General features: G+C 55.0%; 22 protein-coding genes. 3 read left to right on the top strand and 19 right to left on the bottom strand.

The genetic code is table 11. The annotated features are described in order from the left end of the window. The 9 genes from AB6731_RS19155 to fkpA form a co-directional block, all read right to left on the bottom strand. A partial coding sequence (locus AB6731_RS19155; RefSeq protein ID WP_000031683.1) for a GTP-binding protein occupies positions 1-287 on the bottom strand: 287 nt, incomplete at its 3' end. 69 nt (positions 288-356) lie between these two features. Beyond that, positions 357-2471: an elongation factor G gene (fusA, locus tag AB6731_RS19150; RefSeq protein ID WP_014171904.1), complete on the bottom strand. Its 2115-nt coding sequence runs from the start codon at positions 2469-2471 to the stop codon at positions 357-359. 96 nt (positions 2472-2567) lie between these two features. Further along, entirely contained in the window at positions 2568-3038 is a 471-nt protein-coding gene (rpsG, locus tag AB6731_RS19145; RefSeq protein ID WP_003861706.1) for a 30S ribosomal protein S7, read from the bottom strand. 96 nt (positions 3039-3134) lie between these two features. After that, a complete protein-coding gene (gene rpsL / locus AB6731_RS19140) occupies positions 3135-3509 on the bottom strand; it encodes a 30S ribosomal protein S12 (protein WP_000246815.1) in 375 nt (124 codons plus the stop codon). Positions 3510-3633: 124 nt separating this feature from the next. After that, positions 3634-3921, bottom strand: a complete 288-nt coding sequence (gene tusB / locus AB6731_RS19135; protein ID WP_014171906.1) for a sulfurtransferase complex subunit TusB — start codon at positions 3919-3921, stop codon at positions 3634-3636. 7 nt (positions 3922-3928) lie between these two features. Then, positions 3929-4288: a sulfurtransferase complex subunit TusC gene (gene tusC, locus AB6731_RS19130; RefSeq protein WP_014171907.1), complete on the bottom strand. Its 360-nt coding sequence runs from the start codon at positions 4286-4288 to the stop codon at positions 3929-3931. After that, positions 4288-4674, bottom strand: coding sequence for a sulfurtransferase complex subunit TusD (tusD, locus tag AB6731_RS19125; RefSeq protein WP_020884604.1), 387 nt, complete (start codon positions 4672-4674; stop codon positions 4288-4290). Before tusD ends, tusC begins: the two co-directional genes overlap by 1 nt. After that, entirely contained in the window at positions 4674-5396 is a 723-nt protein-coding gene (locus AB6731_RS19120; RefSeq protein ID WP_014171909.1) for a transcriptional regulator, read from the bottom strand. The genes tusD and AB6731_RS19120 overlap by 1 nt, the downstream gene beginning before the upstream one ends. Positions 5397-5562: 166 nt before the next feature. Continuing rightward, positions 5563-6384, bottom strand: a complete 822-nt coding sequence (gene fkpA / locus AB6731_RS19115) for an FKBP-type peptidyl-prolyl cis-trans isomerase (protein ID WP_014171910.1) — start codon at positions 6382-6384, stop codon at positions 5563-5565. Positions 6385-6621: 237 nt separating this feature from the next. On the opposite strand from fkpA, the gene AB6731_RS19110 reads away from it, so the two are divergent. Beyond that, positions 6622-6840, top strand: coding sequence for a protein SlyX (locus tag AB6731_RS19110; protein ID WP_020884603.1), 219 nt, complete (start codon positions 6622-6624; stop codon positions 6838-6840). A gap of 54 nt (positions 6841-6894) precedes the next feature. On the opposite strand, the gene slyD is transcribed toward AB6731_RS19110, so the two are convergent. From slyD to kefG, 4 genes are all read right to left on the bottom strand, one after another. Further along, positions 6895-7485, bottom strand: a complete 591-nt coding sequence (slyD, locus tag AB6731_RS19105; RefSeq protein WP_014171912.1) for a peptidylprolyl isomerase — start codon at positions 7483-7485, stop codon at positions 6895-6897. A gap of 94 nt (positions 7486-7579) precedes the next feature. Further along, complete coding sequence (locus AB6731_RS19100; protein ID WP_013099038.1) at positions 7580-7780, bottom strand: YheV family putative zinc ribbon protein; 201 nt, start codon at positions 7778-7780, stop codon at positions 7580-7582. 13 nt (positions 7781-7793) lie between these two features. Beyond that, positions 7794-9599 (bottom strand): glutathione-regulated potassium-efflux system protein KefB, encoded by a 1806-nt coding sequence (gene kefB, locus AB6731_RS19095; protein ID WP_020884602.1) that lies wholly within the window; start codon positions 9597-9599, stop codon positions 7794-7796. Next, the gene (kefG, locus tag AB6731_RS19090; protein WP_020884601.1) at positions 9599-10150 is read right to left on the bottom strand and encodes a glutathione-regulated potassium-efflux system ancillary protein KefG; all 552 of its coding nucleotides are present in this window, start codon (positions 10148-10150) and stop codon (positions 9599-9601) included. Before kefG ends, kefB begins: the two co-directional genes overlap by 1 nt. A 138-nt stretch (positions 10151-10288) precedes the next feature. On the opposite strand from kefG, the gene AB6731_RS19085 reads away from it, so the two are divergent. Together AB6731_RS19085 and AB6731_RS19080 are read left to right on the top strand one after the other, a co-directional pair. Next, positions 10289-12193 (top strand): ABC transporter ATP-binding protein, encoded by a 1905-nt coding sequence (locus tag AB6731_RS19085; RefSeq protein ID WP_073397612.1) that lies wholly within the window; start codon positions 10289-10291, stop codon positions 12191-12193. Positions 12194-12208: 15 nt separating this feature from the next. Continuing rightward, a complete protein-coding gene (locus AB6731_RS19080) occupies positions 12209-13159 on the top strand; it encodes a LysR family transcriptional regulator (RefSeq protein WP_020884599.1) in 951 nt (316 codons plus the stop codon). On the opposite strand, the gene mdcH is transcribed toward AB6731_RS19080, so the two are convergent. The 6 genes from mdcH to mdcC all read right to left on the bottom strand — a co-directional run bounded on the left by mdcH (position 13148) and on the right by mdcC (position 17671). Next, positions 13148-14044: a malonate decarboxylase subunit epsilon gene (gene mdcH, locus AB6731_RS19075; protein WP_020884598.1), complete on the bottom strand. Its 897-nt coding sequence runs from the start codon at positions 14042-14044 to the stop codon at positions 13148-13150. The two genes, AB6731_RS19080 and mdcH, sit on opposite strands and share 12 nt — an antisense overlap. Then, complete coding sequence (locus AB6731_RS19070; RefSeq protein WP_371006671.1) at positions 14044-14661, bottom strand: malonate decarboxylase holo-ACP synthase; 618 nt, start codon at positions 14659-14661, stop codon at positions 14044-14046. Before AB6731_RS19070 ends, mdcH begins: the two co-directional genes overlap by 1 nt. Positions 14662-14663: 2 nt before the next feature. Then, a complete protein-coding gene (locus AB6731_RS19065; protein ID WP_014171919.1) occupies positions 14664-15623 on the bottom strand; it encodes an AEC family transporter in 960 nt (319 codons plus the stop codon). Positions 15624-15745: 122 nt separating this feature from the next. After that, positions 15746-16546: a biotin-independent malonate decarboxylase subunit gamma gene (gene mdcE, locus AB6731_RS19060; RefSeq protein WP_032670503.1), complete on the bottom strand. Its 801-nt coding sequence runs from the start codon at positions 16544-16546 to the stop codon at positions 15746-15748. Further along, positions 16546-17379 (bottom strand): biotin-independent malonate decarboxylase subunit beta, encoded by an 834-nt coding sequence (locus AB6731_RS19055; protein ID WP_014171921.1) that lies wholly within the window; start codon positions 17377-17379, stop codon positions 16546-16548. Before AB6731_RS19055 ends, mdcE begins: the two co-directional genes overlap by 1 nt. After that, entirely contained in the window at positions 17372-17671 is a 300-nt protein-coding gene (gene mdcC / locus AB6731_RS19050) for a malonate decarboxylase acyl carrier protein (protein ID WP_371006670.1), read from the bottom strand. The genes AB6731_RS19055 and mdcC overlap by 8 nt, the downstream gene beginning before the upstream one ends. Between the last annotated feature and the right edge of the window lie 6 nt (positions 17672-17677).

The raw sequence follows: 17677 nt of genomic DNA, 5'->3' as shown, positions 1-17677 counted from the left end.
GCACCGGTGATCATGTTTTTAACATAGTCGGCGTGGCCTGGGCAGTCTACGTGTGCGTAGTGGCGAGTCGGGGTGTCATATTCAACGTGAGAAGTGTTGATGGTGATACCACGCGCTTTTTCTTCTGGTGCGTTATCGATCTGGTCGAATGCACGAGCAGCACCGCCGTAGGTTTTAGCCAGTACGGTAGTGATTGCAGCGGTCAGGGTAGTTTTACCATGGTCAACGTGGCCGATAGTACCAACGTTGACGTGCGGTTTTGTACGTTCAAATTTTTCTTTAGACACGGCTATATTCCTTACTATAGTGCTCTCCCCTTCGGAGAGAGCACGGGACTTAGGTTTTAATCCTGTGGATTACTTACCACGGGCTTCGATAACGGCCTGAGCAACGTTGTTAGGCGCATCATCATACTTCAGGAATTCCATGGTGTATGATGCACGACCTTTGGTCAGAGAACGCAGCTGAGTTGCATATCCGAACATTTCAGACAGCGGAACTTCAGCATGGATCTTAACGCCAGTTACTTCGGATTCCTGACCGCGCAGCATACCGCGACGACGGCTCAAGTCACCGATAACGTCACCGGTGTTCTCTTCAGGAGTCTCTACTTCAACCTTCATGATTGGCTCAAGCAGAACTGGTTTTGCTTTCTTAAAGCCTTCTTTAAAGGCAATAGACGCAGCCAGTTTAAACGCCAGTTCAGAGGAGTCAACGTCGTGGTAAGAACCGAAGTGCAGACGGACACCCATGTCAACAACCGGATAGCCAGCCAGAGGGCCCGCTTTCAGCTGTTCCTGGATACCTTTATCAACGGCTGGGATGTATTCGCCAGGAATTACACCACCTTTGATGTCGTTGATGAACTCGTAACCTTTAGGGTTAGAGCCCGGCTCCAGTGGGTACATGTCGATCACAACGTGACCGTACTGACCGCGACCACCAGACTGCTTAGCGTGTTTACCTTCAACATCGGTAACTTTCGCACGAATCGCTTCGCGGTAAGCAACCTGAGGTTTACCCACGTTCGCTTCAACGTTGAATTCACGCTTCATACGGTCAACGATGATGTCCAGGTGCAGTTCACCCATACCAGCGATGATGGTCTGGTTAGATTCTTCATCAGTCCATACGCGGAATGATGGGTCTTCTTTCGCCAGACGGCCCAGAGCCAGACCCATTTTTTCCTGGTCAGCTTTGGTTTTTGGTTCAACCGCGATGGAGATTACCGGCTCAGGGAATTCCATACGCTCCAGAATGATCGGGTGATCCGGGTCACACAGGGTGTCACCAGTAGTCACGTCTTTCAGACCGATTGCTGCAGCGATGTCGCCCGCACGAACTTCTTTGATCTCTTCACGTTTGTTAGCGTGCATCTGTACGATACGGCCAAAACGTTCACGCGCCGTTTTCACGGAGTTCAGGATGGTGTCACCGGAGTTAACCACACCAGAGTAAACGCGGAAGAAGGTCAGGTTACCCACGAATGGGTCGGTAGCAATTTTGAACGCCAGTGCAGAGAACGGCTCTTCGTCGCTTGCGTGACGTTCAGCCGGAGTATCTTTACCGTCGTCCAGGATGCCGTTGATCGCAGGAACGTCAACCGGGGATGGCAGGTAATCAATTACCGCATCCAGCATCGCCTGAACACCTTTGTTCTTGAATGCAGAACCACAGGTTACCAGGATGATTTCGTTGTTCAGAACACGCTGACGCAGAGCTTTTTTGATCTCTTCTTCAGTCAGTTCTTCACCACCCAGGTATTTCTCCATCAGCTCTTCAGAAGCTTCAGCAGCGGATTCGATCAGGTTCTGGTGCCATTCGTCAGCCAGGTCCTGCATCTCAGCTGGGATATCTTCGTATTCGAAGGTAACGCCCTGGTCTGCATCGTTCCAGTTGATGGCTTTCATTTTCACCAGGTCGATAACGCCGGTGAAGCCTTCTTCAGCACCAATTGCCAGCTGCAGCGGAACAGGGTTCGCGCCCAGACGGGATTTGATCTGACCAACAACTTTCAGGAAGTTAGCACCCATACGGTCCATTTTGTTAACGAACGCGATGCGTGGAACTTTATATTTGTTCGCCTGACGCCATACGGTCTCAGACTGTGGCTGAACACCACCAACTGCGCAATAAACCATTACCGCGCCGTCAAGAACACGCATGGAACGTTCTACTTCGATGGTGAAGTCAACGTGCCCTGGGGTGTCGATGATGTTAACGCGATGCGGTTCGTACTGCTTAGCCATACCTGACCAGAATGCAGTAGTCGCTGCGGAGGTGATAGTAATACCACGCTCCTGCTCCTGTTCCATCCAGTCCATGGTGGCTGCGCCGTCATGAACTTCACCGATTTTATGGTTTACACCGGTGTAGAACAGAATACGTTCGGTAGTAGTGGTCTTACCGGCGTCGATGTGCGCACTGATACCAATGTTACGGTAACGTGCGATGGGTGTTGTACGAGCCATTTGATTCCTCGTTTGTTTCTTTAGGCGTTCAGTTAAGTAACCCAGGACGGGCAGCTTCGCTGAAGCGCCCGCCTGGTGACTAATACTCCGAAGGGATTACCAACGGTAGTGTGCGAACGCCTTGTTGGCTTCTGCCATACGGTGAACGTCTTCACGTTTCTTAACTGCAGTACCTTTGTTTTCTGCAGCATCAGAAAGTTCGTTCGCCAGACGCAGAGCCATGGATTTATCACCGCGTTTACGAGCAGCTTCAACGATCCAACGCATTGCCAGAGCATTACGACGAACCGGACGAACTTCAACTGGAACCTGATAAGTAGAACCACCAACGCGGCGAGACTTAACTTCTACAGTCGGGCGCACGTTGTCGAGAGCGACTTCGAAAGCTTCCAGTTCATTTTTACCAGAGCGCTGAGCCAGGGTCTCCAGCGCGCTGTATACGATTGCTTCTGCAGTAGATTTTTTACCATCTACCATCAGGATATTTACAAATTTTGCCAGCAGTTCTGATCCGAATTTCGGATCTGGAAGAATTTTACGCTGACCAATGACGCGACGACGTGGCATGGGAATACTCCGTTGTTAATTCAGGATTGTCCAAAACTCTACGAGTTTAGTTTGACATTAAGATAAATCAGTTTGGCCTTACTTAACGGAGAACCATTAAGCCTTAGGACGCTTCACGCCGTACTTGGAGCGAGCCTGCTTACGGTCTTTAACACCTGAGCAGTCCAGCGCACCACGAACGGTGTGGTAACGAACACCCGGAAGGTCTTTAACACGACCGCCACGGATCAGGATCACGGAGTGCTCCTGCAGGTTGTGACCTTCACCACCGATGTAGGAAGTCACTTCGAAACCGTTAGTCAAACGCACACGGCATACTTTACGCAGTGCGGAGTTTGGTTTTTTAGGAGTGGTGGTATATACACGAGTACATACGCCACGTTTCTGCGGGCAGGCTTCCAGTGCAGGCACGTTGCTTTTTGCAACTTTGCGCGCACGTGGTTTGCGTACCAGCTGGTTAACTGTTGCCATTAAATAGCTCCTGGTTTTAGCTTTTGCTTCGTAAACACGTAATAAAACGACCTCATACAATATGAGGACGCGAAATTTTAGGGCTACGTCGAAAAGGTGTCAAGAAATATACAGCGATCTCGGATCACCAGTTCATTTGACTGGCGTGCGTCACAGTAAGATTGACGAAATCAGTATAGCCAACCACGTCAATTTTGGCTGAAATTTGACCAGAAAGACCTCGCGCCTCAAGATCGTCTTTCAGCGCAGAGACGGATATGGGGGCATTGCTGAGAATTTCAACGAAACGACTCCCTTCAAGCGCAGCCAGTACGCCATCCTGAATCAGCAGCAGGTCATCACCTTCGCGCAGCATACTCAGTAATGCGTCGATATCACAATGCCACGGTGAACGGCTCAGGGTATGGAGCATGTTAGCCTCAGAAATTCAGAACAGTGTCGTAATGGGAAAGTTGGTCGCGCAGCGCGTCGGCCGGGAGGAGTGTTACATCCAGCACGAAAGACGTCTTATCGCTCAGACCGCGCGCAGCAAGAGAATCAGCGCAGACAAAAAAGGTTTCAATGTCGTAAAGCGGCAGCACTTTAAAGGTCGCGATGTAATCCCGCGCCAGAATAGCCTGCGGCTGCTGGCCTGCCAGAAGCTGAAACACGCCATCCCCTAAAAAGAAGACACCGATGTCTTCGGTCAGTGCTGATGTTGCGAGCAACGCATCCAGCCCTTCTCTGCCGGACGCACTACCGTGCGGAGCAGATGAAAAAACAAACGCCACGCGTTTCATCAGAATTGCACCACTCTGTCGCAGGTTAACGCAGCCTGTGCCAGTGCGCCCAGACCGCTCAACGTAAACCCCGGCTGCAGGTTGGCCCCTGGCAAGCCAAGACGTTCAGCTTCGGTGGCATCGGTCACGCCGCGACGCAGGGCTGCCGCCACGCAGATATGCAGCGCAACCCCCCTTGTCTCGTTCAGCGTCTGCCAGGCGCGCACCAGATCAAATTCATCGCTGGCCGGTGAGGTAAACTGGTTGGCGTTATACACCCCTTCCCGATAAAAGAAGACGCTCACCAGCTCATGTCCGGCAGCCAGTAACGCATGCGCAAACTGCAGCGCGCTGCTGGCCTGCTGAGTACCATACGCCGGGCCTGTCACCATCAGCGAAAAACGCATTACTTGTCTTGCCCCTGGAAATCACCGCTTTTGAACTGGCGGATGTAGAGGTAGACCGTATGCTTGGAAATGTTCAGGCGATCGGCCACCTGGTTAATGGCGTCTTTGATGTCAAAAATCCCTTTCTCATAGAGATTCAGCACGATCTGACGATTCTTGGCGTTGTTCGATACGTTGCGATCGGCATTCACCTCTTCGATAGTGAACTCAAGCGTCTGCGTCACCAGATCTTCAACCGAGGAGGCAAAGTTAACTGAGGAGCCAACGTCCGGCGTTTCAGGCGGTATGAAAGTGCTCATGATTTGCGAGAACGGCACATCAAGGTTCATGTTGATGCACAACAGACCGATCACGCGATGCTCGCGATTACGAATCGCGATGGTTTCTGATTTCATCAGTACGCCGCTTTTGGCGCGGGTGAAATAACATTTGGAGACGCTGCTGTCCGCGCCGGTCATGTCATGCAGCATACGCAATGCAAGGTCGGTGATTGGCGAACCAATTTTACGGCCAGTATGCTCACCATTAGCAATGCGGATGGCGGAACACTTAAGATCTTGCAGGGAGTGCAATACGATTTCGCAGTGGGACCCAATGAGCATCGCTAACCCGTCCACTACCGCCTCGTAGGATTTCAGAATATCGAAGTCGGTCTGGTCGAAAGGACGTTGATCCAGTAAATCAAGTTCACTGGTTTCGTTGGTTAAAAGCGACCTGGACATGAAAAAAACACTCCTTTTCAGGAGCCTGTCGTTAGGTTTTCAGGGCAGGCTCATTATCTACACGGACAACTAAATTAATACAGCGTGCATAACGCTTTCCAGTGTTAATTATATCTGCCCCACAATAAAAAAAACCGCCGCCTTAAAGGCGGCGGTTTTCATTCCATTACTTCTTCGCGTCTGTCGCAGCTTTCTGTTCTGCCTGCGCTTCTGGTTTCGCATCAGCTTTCGGCGCTGGCTTGATATCCAGCAGCTCTACGTCAAAGACCAGGGTAGAGTTAGCAGGGATACCTGGAACGCCGGTTTTGCCATATGCCAGATCCGGTGGAATAACCAGTTTGATCTTGCCACCTTTCTTGATGTTTTTCAGACCTTCAGTCCAGCCTGGGATCACACCATCCAGACGGAAGGAGAGAGGCTCACCACGGGTGTAAGAGTTATCGAACTCTTTACCGTCGATCAGCGTACCTTTGTAGTTAACCACGACAGTATCGCTGTCTTTAGGCGCATCACCGGTACCTTCTTTCTCAACTTTGTACACCAGACCCGTAGAGGAGGTTTTCACGCCCTTCTCTTTAGCAAAGGTATCGCGGTAGGCTTTGCCTTTCGCTTCGTTGTCTTTTGCATCCGCTTCCATCTTAGTCTGAGCGGCACCTTTCACACGTGCTTCGAACGCCTGCAGAGTCTGTTCAATTTCCTGGTCAGACAGTTTGCTCTTATCTGCAAATGCGTCCTGAACGCCCGCGATCAGCTGAGCTTTGTCCAGTTTAATGCCCAGTTTCTCTTGTTCTTTCAGAGAGTTTTCCATGTAACGACCCAGAGATGCGCCAAGTGCGTAGGCGGATTTCTGGTCGTCATTTTTGAACGCCGCTTTGCTGTCTGCAGTTGCAGCAGGCTTCGCAGCAGTATCAGCAGCGAAGGACAGCGGCGCGTTCAGCGCAACAGCCATCGTCGTCGCCAGCAGCGTTACTTTAAACAGTGATTTCATCCATATCTCCAGGGCCTGGGGACTCTCACCCCAGCGTTAAACGTAAATGAGTTACGTACTATAAAACGTTGCGGAAGAAATCTACAGACAGACTCTCCCGATTCTCGCCACTTTTCAGACTATTTTTGTTTAAATAAGTTTCTTGCCAAGGGGATAGATACTGAACTTAAGGATAAACTCAGTTAAACTTCGCCGCCGCTGGCCGATTGTGGTTAATGAGATACAACGAGGTGAATGATGAAGGACACAATGTTAGAAGCGAGAATGGCTGAGCTGGAAAGCCGCCTGGCTTTTCAGGACATCACCATCGAAGAACTAAACCAGACAGTGACCGCACATGAACTGGAAATGGCGAAACTGCGGGATCTCATGCGCCTGCTGACGGACAAACTGAAGGCCACACAGCCGTCACATATTGCCTCTCAGTCAGAAGAGACGCCACCACCTCATTATTGAGGCGTAAAAAAAGCGGGATTATTATCCCGCTTTTTTATTTTCCGCATAACGGAATTAGTGGCAACCGCAGCCGCCGTTACCGCAACCACCTTTACCGTGGTCGTGACCATGGTCGTGATCGTGGCCGTGACCACCGCAGCAGCCGTCGTGGCCGTGATCGTGGTCATGGTCGTGACCGTGTGCACCGTGAACGTGGCCATGAGCCAGCTCTTCTTCGGTCGCTTCACGGATCGCAACAACTTCTACGTTGAATTTCAGGTTCTGGCCAGCCAGCATGTGGTTGCCGTCAACCACAACGTGGTCGTCTTCCACTTCAGTGATTTCAACAGGAACCGGACCCTGGTCAGTTTCAGCCAGGAAGCGCATGCCAACCTGCAGTTCGTCAACGCCCATGAACACGTCTTTAGGAACGCGCTGCACCAGGTTGTCGTCGTACTGACCGTAAGCGTCGTTCGCGCCAACAGCAACGTCGAATTTGTCGCCAACGTCGTGACCTTCCAGCGCGTTTTCCAGGCCGGAAATCAGGGAACCGTGACCATGCAGGTAGTCAAGCGGCGCACTCACCGGAGACTCATCAACCAACACACCGTCTTCTGTACGTACCTGATAGGCCAGGCTGACCACCAGGTCTTTTGCTACTTTCATGATATCTCCTGAGCAAGGGAAAATTGCTGGCGCAGATTGTAGCGGAAATCTGCACCCGTGTACCCTTTAGCTTAAAAAAACTCAGGGCATATCGCTAGTCCGGATGAAAAATCCCGATAACTTGCTCTTCTTTGCGAACATGATCGCGGGCTTCTTTATCCGCCTCGCGCATCTGATGACCGCACTTAACACACTCTACGACATCAATATTATTTTCCCGCCACATCGCCAGCGTATCTTGCGCCTGGCAGCTCGGGCATTTTGCGCCCGCAATAAAGCGTTTACGTACAGCCATCTTTCGTTACCCTTTATTCAAATTCATCCCAGCCATCGAGCTGGCGTCGTTCCTGTTGCATCTCTCGCTGGAAAATTTCTTCCAGCTCGCGACGCGCTTCCCGCACGCGGGAGATCTGCGCCGTATCAGAGTGTACCGGCATTAATTCGCGCAGCATTCGCATGTCCAGCCGGCGAAAATGCATCTGGGCCCGCTGAGCCTGATGAGGATGCATGCCCAGCGAAATCAGCGCTTTACGTCCCAACTCCAGCGCACTGGAAAATGTCTCACGGGAGAAGTGCTTCACACCTGCCTGCAGCAGTTCGTGCGCTTCAACACGTCCACGCGCACGCGCCAGAATATGCAGATGCGGGAAATGCTGCTGACACAGTTCCACCAGCTTCATCGTATCTTCCGGATCGTTGCAGGTAATCACGATGGATTCTGCCGCTTCTGCCCCCGCTGAACGCAACAGTTCGAGCTGGGTCGCGTCGCCGTAGTAAACCTTGTAGCCGTATTTACGCATCAGGTTCACCGCGCTGATATCGCGCTCCAGTACCGTAATGCGCATTTTGTTCGCCATCAGCAGACGTCCAATCACCTGCCCAAAGCGGCCAAAGCCCACCACAATCACCTGCGGCTTATCATCCTCCACCCACGGCATCTCATCTTCATCCTCTGTCGGATTTAAGCGTCGCGAGAGCAGCTTATCCACCAGCCTGATGAGCAGCGGGGTGGTCATCATCGACAGCGTGACCGTCACCAGCAACAGCGCCATCTGATCGTCTTTAAACAGCTTCTGGGAGGAGGCGGTGGAGAACAGCACGAACGCGAACTCTCCGCCCTGACTTAAGACGCTGGCAAACTGCATGCGCTCGGAACTGCGCAGCCCGTATATCCGTGCCATGACGTACAGCACCAGCGTTTTTACCGCCACCAGCACAACAACGCTCATCACCACCCACAGCAAATGGGTATAGAGCACGCCCAGGTTGAGCGCCATTCCCACCGAAATAAAGAACAACCCTAACAGCAGCCCTTTAAACGGATCGATAGCCGTTTCCAGTTCGTGACGATATTCGCTTTCAGCAAGGAGCACCCCGGCGATAAACGTACCGAGCGCCATCGACAGCCCCAGCGCGTCCATAAACAATGCCGAGCCCAGCACCAGCAGCAGCGTCGCGGCAGTAAACACCTCGCGCACGCCAGAGGCGGCAATAAAACGAAACACCGGCCGCAGCAGGAAACGTCCGCCAATCAGCATGCCGGCGAAGGCCAGCACCTTCATGGAGATTTTGACCCAGTCAAAATGATCGTCACCAGAGCCTGCCAGTAACGGCACCAGTGCCAGCGCCGGGATCACGGCCAGGTCCTGAAACAGCAGTACCGAAAAGCCCAGCTGTCCTGCCTCGTTGCGGTTCATCCCTTTGTCACGCATTAACTGCAGCGCCATCGCTGTCGACGACATCGCAAGACCTATTCCGCCGATCACCGCCGCCTGCCACGAGAAGTTGGTCAGCATTAACAGCCCGGCCAGAATTGCGGCACTGAACAAGACCTGCGCCGCCCCCACGCCAAATATCGATCGCCGGAGCTGCCACAGTTTTGACGGGTTCAGTTCGAGGCCAATGATGAACATCAGGAACACTACGCCCAGTTCAGAGAAGTGGAGAATTTCATCCACATCGCTGATGAATCCCAGCCCCCAGGGGCCAATGGCGATCCCGGCCAGCAGGTAGCCCAGCACCGCGCCAATGCCCAGCCGGGCGGCCAGCGGAACCGCCACCACTGCGGCAAATAAAAACAGCACGCCGGCCAGGAGTAAATTCGATCCTTCCATTAGCGACCTCCCGCCGATATCGGTGATGCCAGCCAATCGCCATACGCTCTGGCGTGGCTCGCCAGCGCTTCAGGCTTCTGGCGACGCGCCCAGTAGACAATAATCGGGCTCATCCAGTGCATGCGGCACATCGCAGCCGTCAGCTCAAACGGCCGCAGGATATCACTCATGGGATAACGGTTAAGACCGTCGTGGCGGTAAGCGCTCTCTGGCTCACCGGTCGTAATGACACTGCGCCAGTACTTTCCCGCCAGCTGGTTGCCCCCCACCCCGCTGGAGAACCCCCGGCTCAGCACACGGTCCAGCCACTCTTTCAGCAGTGCCGGACAGCTATAGGTATAAAGCGGATGCTGGAACACAATCACGTCATGCTGACGCAGCAGTTCCTGCTCGTAAGGAATATCAATAAAGAAATCAGGATAGTGCGCGTAGAGATCGTGCACCGTCACATTGCTGAGCTGAGTAGCCGGCTTAAGCAGAACCCGGTTTGCCACCGAGTCCTGAGATTCCGGATGGGCATACAGCAGCAGCACTTTCGCTGTCTGAGACATCACTCCCCTCCCGGTTCTGTTTCTGTTTTTGTGTATCGTCGTTGTTTTGGGCTACCATGGCGGCCCGGTGCGGAAAATGGCCCACACCTTACATTATCATAATGACAAATTAACATAGTCGGAACATACGGCGCTTCTATGATTGTTTTCTCCTCGTTACAAATTCGCCGCGGCGTGCGCGTCCTGCTGGATAACGCCTCCGCCACCATCAATCCCGGTCAAAAAGTGGGTCTGGTCGGCAAAAACGGCTGCGGAAAATCGACCCTGCTTGCGCTGCTGAAAAACGAGATTAGCGCTGACGGCGGTAACTTTACCTATCCGGGTAACTGGCAGCTTGCCTGGGTAAATCAGGAGACGCCTGCCCTGAGCGAACCCGCTCTCGACTATGTTATCGACGGCGATCGTGAATACCGTAAGCTGGAAGCTGAACTGAACGCCGCCAACGAGCGTAATGACGGTCATGCTATCGCCACCGTCCACGGTAAGCTGGACGCCATCGACGCATGGACCATTCGCTCCCGCGCCTCCAGCCTGCTGCACGGTCTGGGTTTCAGCAACGAACAGCTTGAACGCCCCGTCAGCGACTTCTCCGGCGGCTGGCGTATGCGCCTTAACCTGGCGCAGGCACTGATTTGCCGTTCCGACCTGCTGCTGCTTGATGAACCCACTAACCACCTCGATCTCGATGCGGTTATTTGGCTGGAGAAGTGGCTCAAGAGCTATCAGGGCACTCTGATTCTGATCTCCCACGACCGCGACTTCCTCGACCCGGTGGTGGATAAAATCATTCATATCGAACAGCAAAACCTGTTTGAATACACCGGCAACTACAGCTCATTCGAGCGCCAGCGCGCGACGCGCCTTGCTCAACAGCAGGCGATGTACGAAAGCCAGCAGCAGCGCGTGGCGCATCTGCAAAGCTTTGTTGACCGCTTCAAGGCAAAAGCCTCTAAAGCCAAGCAGGCCCAGAGCCGCATCAAGATGCTGGAACGCATGGAGATGATCGCCCCGGCGCACGTCGATAACCCGTTCCACTTCAGTTTTCGCGAGCCCGAGAGCCTGCCGAACCCACTGCTGAAGATGGAAAAGGTGAGTGCTGGCTACGGCGATCGCATTATTCTCGACTCCATCAAGCTCAACCTGGTGCCGGGTTCACGTATTGGTCTGCTGGGGCGTAACGGCGCCGGTAAATCGACGCTGATTAAACTGCTGGCGGGCGAGCTTAACCCGGTCAGCGGCGAGATCGGCCTGGCAAAAGGCATTAAGCTTGGCTACTTCGCCCAGCATCAGCTGGAATTCTTACGCGCGGATGAATCGCCCATCCAACACCTCGCGCGACTGGCGCCGCAGGAGATGGAGCAGAAGCTGCGCGATTACCTTGGCGGCTTTGGCTTCCAGGGCGATAAAGTCACCGAAAACACCGAACGTTTCTCCGGCGGCGAGAAAGCGCGTCTGGTGCTGGCGCTTATCGTCTGGCAGCGTCCGAACCTGCTGCTGCTCGATGAACCTACAAACCACCTCGATCTCGACATGCGTCAGGCGCTGACCGAAGCGTTAATTGAGTTTGAAGGCGCGCTGGTTGTCGTCTCGCACGATCGTCACCTGATCCGCTCCACAACGGACGATCTCTATTTAGTGCACGATGGCAAAGTCGAGCCGTTCGATGGCGATCTGGAAGACTACCAGCAGTGGCTAACGGACGTGCAGAAGCAGGAAAACCAGCCGGACGACTCGTCGAAAGATAACGCCAACAGCGCCCAGGCGCGTAAAGACCAGAAGCGCCGTGAAGCGGAACTGCGTACTCAGACCCAGCCGCTGCGTAAAGAGATTGCCCGTCTCGAAAAGGAGATGGAGAAACTTAACGCTCTGCTGGCTACCGTTGAAGAGAAGCTGGGCGACAGCGGTCTGTATGACCAGAGCCGTAAGGCGGAACTGACCGACTGCCTGCAGACACAGGCGAAGACGAAATCCAGCCTCGAAGCGTGCGAGATGGCGTGGCTGGACGCCCAGGAACAGCTGGAAGCCATGCTGCAGGCCGACTAAATCCCCGGGAGGGTTATGAGTTTCGATATCACGAGCGACATTACATTTCGTAAACTCAGCATCTTCATGACCTTTATGGAGAAGGGCAACATCGCCCGTACCGCCGAAGCGCTTGGCCTGAGCGGCGTTAGCGTGCACCGCGCGCTGCATACTCTCGAAGAAAATGTGCGCTGCCCGCTCTTTACGCACAAAGGTCGCAATCTCATTGCGCTGCCTTCAGCCTGGACGCTGCTGGAATATTGTCAGGAAGTGATGCAGGTAATGGCGCGCGGGCTGGAAGAAGCGCGCAAAACGGCCGGTGTTGGCCAGGGACGACTGCGCGTCGGCACGCTCTACTCGCTGACGCTGGAAACCGTGCCACGCCTGATTATGGGGATGAAACTGCGCCGTCCGGACCTGGAGATGGACCTGACGATGGGCTCTAACGAGACCCTGTTGCGTATGCTGGACGACGGTTTGCTCGACGCCATCCTCATCTCTATTTCCGAAAGCGATATCGACCGCAACAGTCTGGAAGTGCTCCCCCTGTTCCATGACGACATTTTTCTTGCCGCACCGGCCTCTGCCACGCTGAACACCAGCGGGCCTGCCGACTTACGTGATTACAAAGACCAGAAGTTTGTCGCGCTGTCGGAAGGGTTTGCCACCTACGCCGGGTTTCAGGAGGCGTTTCATATTGCCGGTTTCGAACCGGAAATCGTCACCCGCGTAAATGACATTTTCTCGATGCTGAGTCTGGTGCAGGCGGGCGTGGGCTTTACGCTCATGCCAGGCAGAATGAAGAAAGTGTATGAGAACTCAGTACAGCTACTGAAGCTGGCCCAGCCGTATCAGATGCAGCAGTTGATTGCCATTGTGTTTGCCCGCAACCGCGAGCAAGACCCCAGCCTGCGGGCACTGGCAGCCGAAGGGCGAATGTATGCCCGCAGTATCGCCATCGACCCTGCGCAGACCCTACCGCTGTAGCCGCTTAGCGAGGTGTACCGCCACGTCTACACCACTGCGCTCCAGCGAAACCGACTCCCCTTCCCAGGCCGCCTGACGCGTCAGGCAGGTCAGTACTCCGCCTGGTGGCATTTCAATCGCCAGCCGAGCTTCACGCTCGTTGGCAGAAATCACCGCTTCCTGCCAGCGCACCGTGCGCGCCATATTCATCGCCAGATCGTCCGCGATTTTCTCAGGCGTCCAGAGCACGCGTCCTGTGCTGCCGCTCAGGTAAGCACAGCGCGGGCGTGTGAGCGTGACGGATGTGAATGCCTCCACCAGCTTGTGCGCCGGCTCCGCCAACAGCTCGCAATGGGAAGGCACGCTGACGGTCAGCCGATGCGCCTTATTAGCCCCTTTTGCAAGCGCGCGTTTCGCCACCTGCGCCATCCCCTCATCGGTGCCGGCGATCACAATCTGCGTTTCCGCGTTCAGATTGGCGATATACGTTCCGGTGCCTTCCAGCAACGCTTCAACCTGAGGCAGGGTCAGACCCATTATCGCGGTCAGGCCATAACCGTGCGGATAGGCTTGCTCCATGAGATCGCCACGCAGCGCGACCAGCTTCAGCGCGTCGGCAAATTCCAGCGCACCGGCAATGACCGCGGCCGGATACGCGCCAATAGACAGACCGCTGACGATATCCGGTGCCACGCCGCGTTGTTCAAGCTCACGCGCCCAGGCAACACCGGCAATTAACAACGAAAGCTGAACGGCTCGCGTGTGGGTTAACGCTGCCGCGGTATCCAGCGTATCGACTTCGCCACCCAATACCTCGCGGGCCTGCTCCAGCGTCGTGCCAGGCAGGTTTTGCAGCATACCGACATGCTGGGTGCCCTGCCCTGGAAAGGTAAACAGTATTTTCATCACTCCTCCCTGTGCCACGGGTCCGCCACCAGACGTGGCCCACGGCGGGCCTTCAGCAACGTTTTGCCGTCGCGCAGCCACTCCGTCAGCGCAAAGCCGCCTTCAGGGGTGTCGACCTGGGTGTCTGCCCGACATAACGCGCGGCTGAGCTGTGACGCCCAGACACGAAAAGCGTCAGCCGACAGAGGCTGAGGGGCTCGCACCAGCAAATCGAGATCGCTGTCGGCATGAATGACCGGAATACCGGTCGCCAGGGCGTAGCCCGTGCTGCCCGTAATTCCCCACGTCCATGGCCATGACTGCTGAGAAAGTTGCAACGCCACCTGAACCGGTGGCTGAGTCACAAACGGTGAACGCAGAAGATCGGCGGTCACGCTCAACGCCTCGGGTGAGATCACCCGCACGACGTTGTCTGGCTTCACCCAACCGGCCGACCGCTGGTCGCGGCGTAAACCGCGCACGCCAACGGGAATACGGCCAGCGTTATCAACATCACGCCGCACGACCACCGGTAAACCGGTATGCCATACCGCATCCACCCAGTCGTCAGTGATACCTTCCAGCGCGTCACGCGCGTTAAGCCAGATGAGGTCGTGAGGGCGTAATGTTGTGGTCATGATTACATTCCTGAAGTCAGCGAGATAAACAGTGGCAGCGACAGGATACACAGTACCGAGCTTAACAGCAGCACCGCTTCCGCATCCGGAGACTGCACGCCAAAGCGGTTACCGAACACCACGCCGAAGAAACCGGCTGAGAGCGCAATCATCAGGATAGCGGTGATCGCCACGGAGCCGTGCAGACCGAAGATCAGAACGATACCCCAGGCAATCGCAGGCTGGATCAGCAGCTTGGCTACGGTTGAGGTAATCACCATGGTGTTGATCTGCAGCTTACGCGCAGAGAGGATCACCCCGGTCAGGAACAGCGCGGCAGCCGTTGCAGAAAGGCCCAGTGGCTTAATGGCGGCCAGAACAAGTTCAGGCATTTTGATGCCGATAGCAGACAAAATCACACCCAGCAGGGGACCCATCACAATCGGTTTTTTAATCGAGCGCCACATCAGCACCGGCAGCATCGAGAGCGTTGAACCGGAGTTATTGCCTTCGGCACGCGCTTTTTCACGTTCCAGAATCAGCAGGCAGAACGGCGTCATCAGTACCGAACCACAGGCAATAGAGACCGCCACGGACAGTGAGGTTGAAGAGCTTTCACCCAGCACACTGCCCAGAATCGGCAAGCCAAGCGCGGCATAGTTTGGCAGCGCAACCGTCAGCGTAAGCACGGCGGCATCCTGTGGGGATTTTTTAAAGACGCTGGTCGCGAGGAAGTAAATGGCCGCGTAGGTTATCCACATCGCCAGGGTCAGCACCAGAATCAGCGGCGACTGGGCTACGATGCCGGTCCACGGGGTTTGCACCGTGGCGCTGAACAGCGCGGCAGGCAAAGCAAAATCCATGACGAAGATATTGAGCAGGGAGACATTTTTGTTATCGACCATCTTTGCCTTACCGGCCCAGAATCCCAGCAGCATGATGACGAAAATCGGTGCAAGAGCATGAACAATTACGTAAGTCATAATTCACCTGTAGTAAAAAAGTTTAAGCACTGGCGCGATGATTATTATTTTCAGGATGCAGGTTCCCGCGCGGACGTAACGGTTACGTCCGCGGGGAGTGCATCTGGCAGGTCTCTTTTTACTTACCAGCTTGCCCGCATGCGTTCGCGTACGAGGGCAGAGCTGCGGCGATTGTCAGCACCGAGACGGTTTTTCAGGGTGTTGTCCTGACGAGCGTCATGGATGGCCTGTTGCAGCGTGGTTTTCACCTGCGTCAGATCGTTTTCAGAAGGGGCATCCGGGTTGCTGATGTCCAGCAGGTTGGAAAGCAGCCCCAGTGTGGCGTAGTTGCTGATGTCATAGGCCATTGGCGGGATCGTTGCCGCCAGTTTTTCCAGCGCGTCCACGGTACGTAGCGTAATACGCGCCGCAGACTCTTTACCCATGGCATGGATCAGCACGCCTTTATCGTTAAAGGCAATCAGGCGGTTTGCCTGGTACCCGTGCGCCAGAAACGCGCCGGACATCGCTTTACCAACGATAAGCCCAATCACCGGATGACCGGCCAGACGCGCGTTAGCATAGGCCGCCGCCGCGCCGGCCAACGCCTGGTGAATACCAAATGCCTCTTCACGACGGCCATAGGCCTGGCTTGGCACGTCAATCACCGCCACGATCGGGCGCTTCACGGCGCTGTTGGCATCGGCGGCAACGGTTTCGCTCACCACTTTTGCCAGCGTCCAGCCTTCCAGCAGACCGACTTCCCCTTTCGCCGCGCGCGGGAAGTGGTTGTTGGCATCCGGTACCACGGCAACAAAACGTACCGTTTCACCGTTAAGTTCACCATCGGCCGCCTGTACGGACGGGCATAAACCCTCCAGGCGTCTGGCGTTCGGCGCGAGCGTTTGCAGCCAGAGTTCGCCACGGCTTACTGAGTTAGTCATCATTTCACCTCCCGGGCAAAGAGCGCTTTAATCTGTTCGGCATCGGCCTGTTTGCGGGTGTCGAAATTCGTCAGACGGTTCAGGTAATCGTCATAGTTATCGGTGCGATGTTTCGCAGGCACGCCTTTGGCAATCGCGTCGTTCATCGCCGCTTTCACCGCGTTCACGCCATCGCCAACCAGTGCATCCACCAGGCCGCTTTCATAGCGGACTTCGCCACCGGTCATGCTCCAGATAAACGGACGGTCGCGGGAGTCATACTCTTCAATCCCCGCTTCCTGCTCGATAACCTGAGGACCATTCAGACCGAGACGCGCTTCGCGGGTGACAATCAGGTAGCTGCACAGTGCAGCAGCGATAGACATCCCACCGAAGCAGCCCACGGTCCCGGCCACAATCCCGACCACCGGGGTGTAACGGCGCAGATCAACAATTGCCGCATGAATATCGGCAATGGCCGCCAGGCCCAGGTTGGCTTCCTGCAGACGCACGCCGCCGGTTTCGAGACACAGTACCGCCTGCGTCGGGATCCCGTTGCGGTTATCTTCTGCCGCCAGCTCCAGCGCCGCTGCCATTTTGGCGCCGGACACTTCGCCCATGCTGCCGCCCTGGAACGCACCTTCGATCGCCACCACTACCGCAGGCTGACCGTTGAGGGTGCCTTTGGCGACCACCATGCCGTCATCGGCCTGAGGAACGATGCCCTGCGGCCCCAGCCACGGGGAGATAATGCCTTCAAAAGGATCCAGCAGTTCGCGATAGCTCCCGTCGTCCAGCAATGCCTGCGCACGCTGGCGAGCTTTTAATTCAATAAAACTCCGATCATCACGCATGGCTCACCCCTTCAAAAACCTGTTCGATACGAATGCGTACCACCCCCGGCGTCGCGCCAAAGTCGTGGATCGTCAGTTTTCCTGCAGGCAGGCTGCTGACGATGTGCAGGCGGTTGAACAACGCCTCCCAGCGACCGCGGCTGTTGTCGACGGACGTGGTGATATCAATGGTTAACGTCTGGCCCGGTTCGGCGGCAAACAGCACCTCCATATCCCCGGAACCAACAACCCCTGAGAGCGCTTTGCCGCTTAACGCGCGGCTCGCTGGCATGGTTAATGTGATTTTTTCCATAACATC

Origin of the sequence: Enterobacter sp. RCC_40 (assembly GCF_041360735.1) — a bacterium.
GTDB classification, from domain to species: domain Bacteria; phylum Pseudomonadota; class Gammaproteobacteria; order Enterobacterales; family Enterobacteriaceae; genus Enterobacter; species Enterobacter ludwigii.
This window is presented reverse-complemented; position numbering and strand designations above follow the sequence as displayed.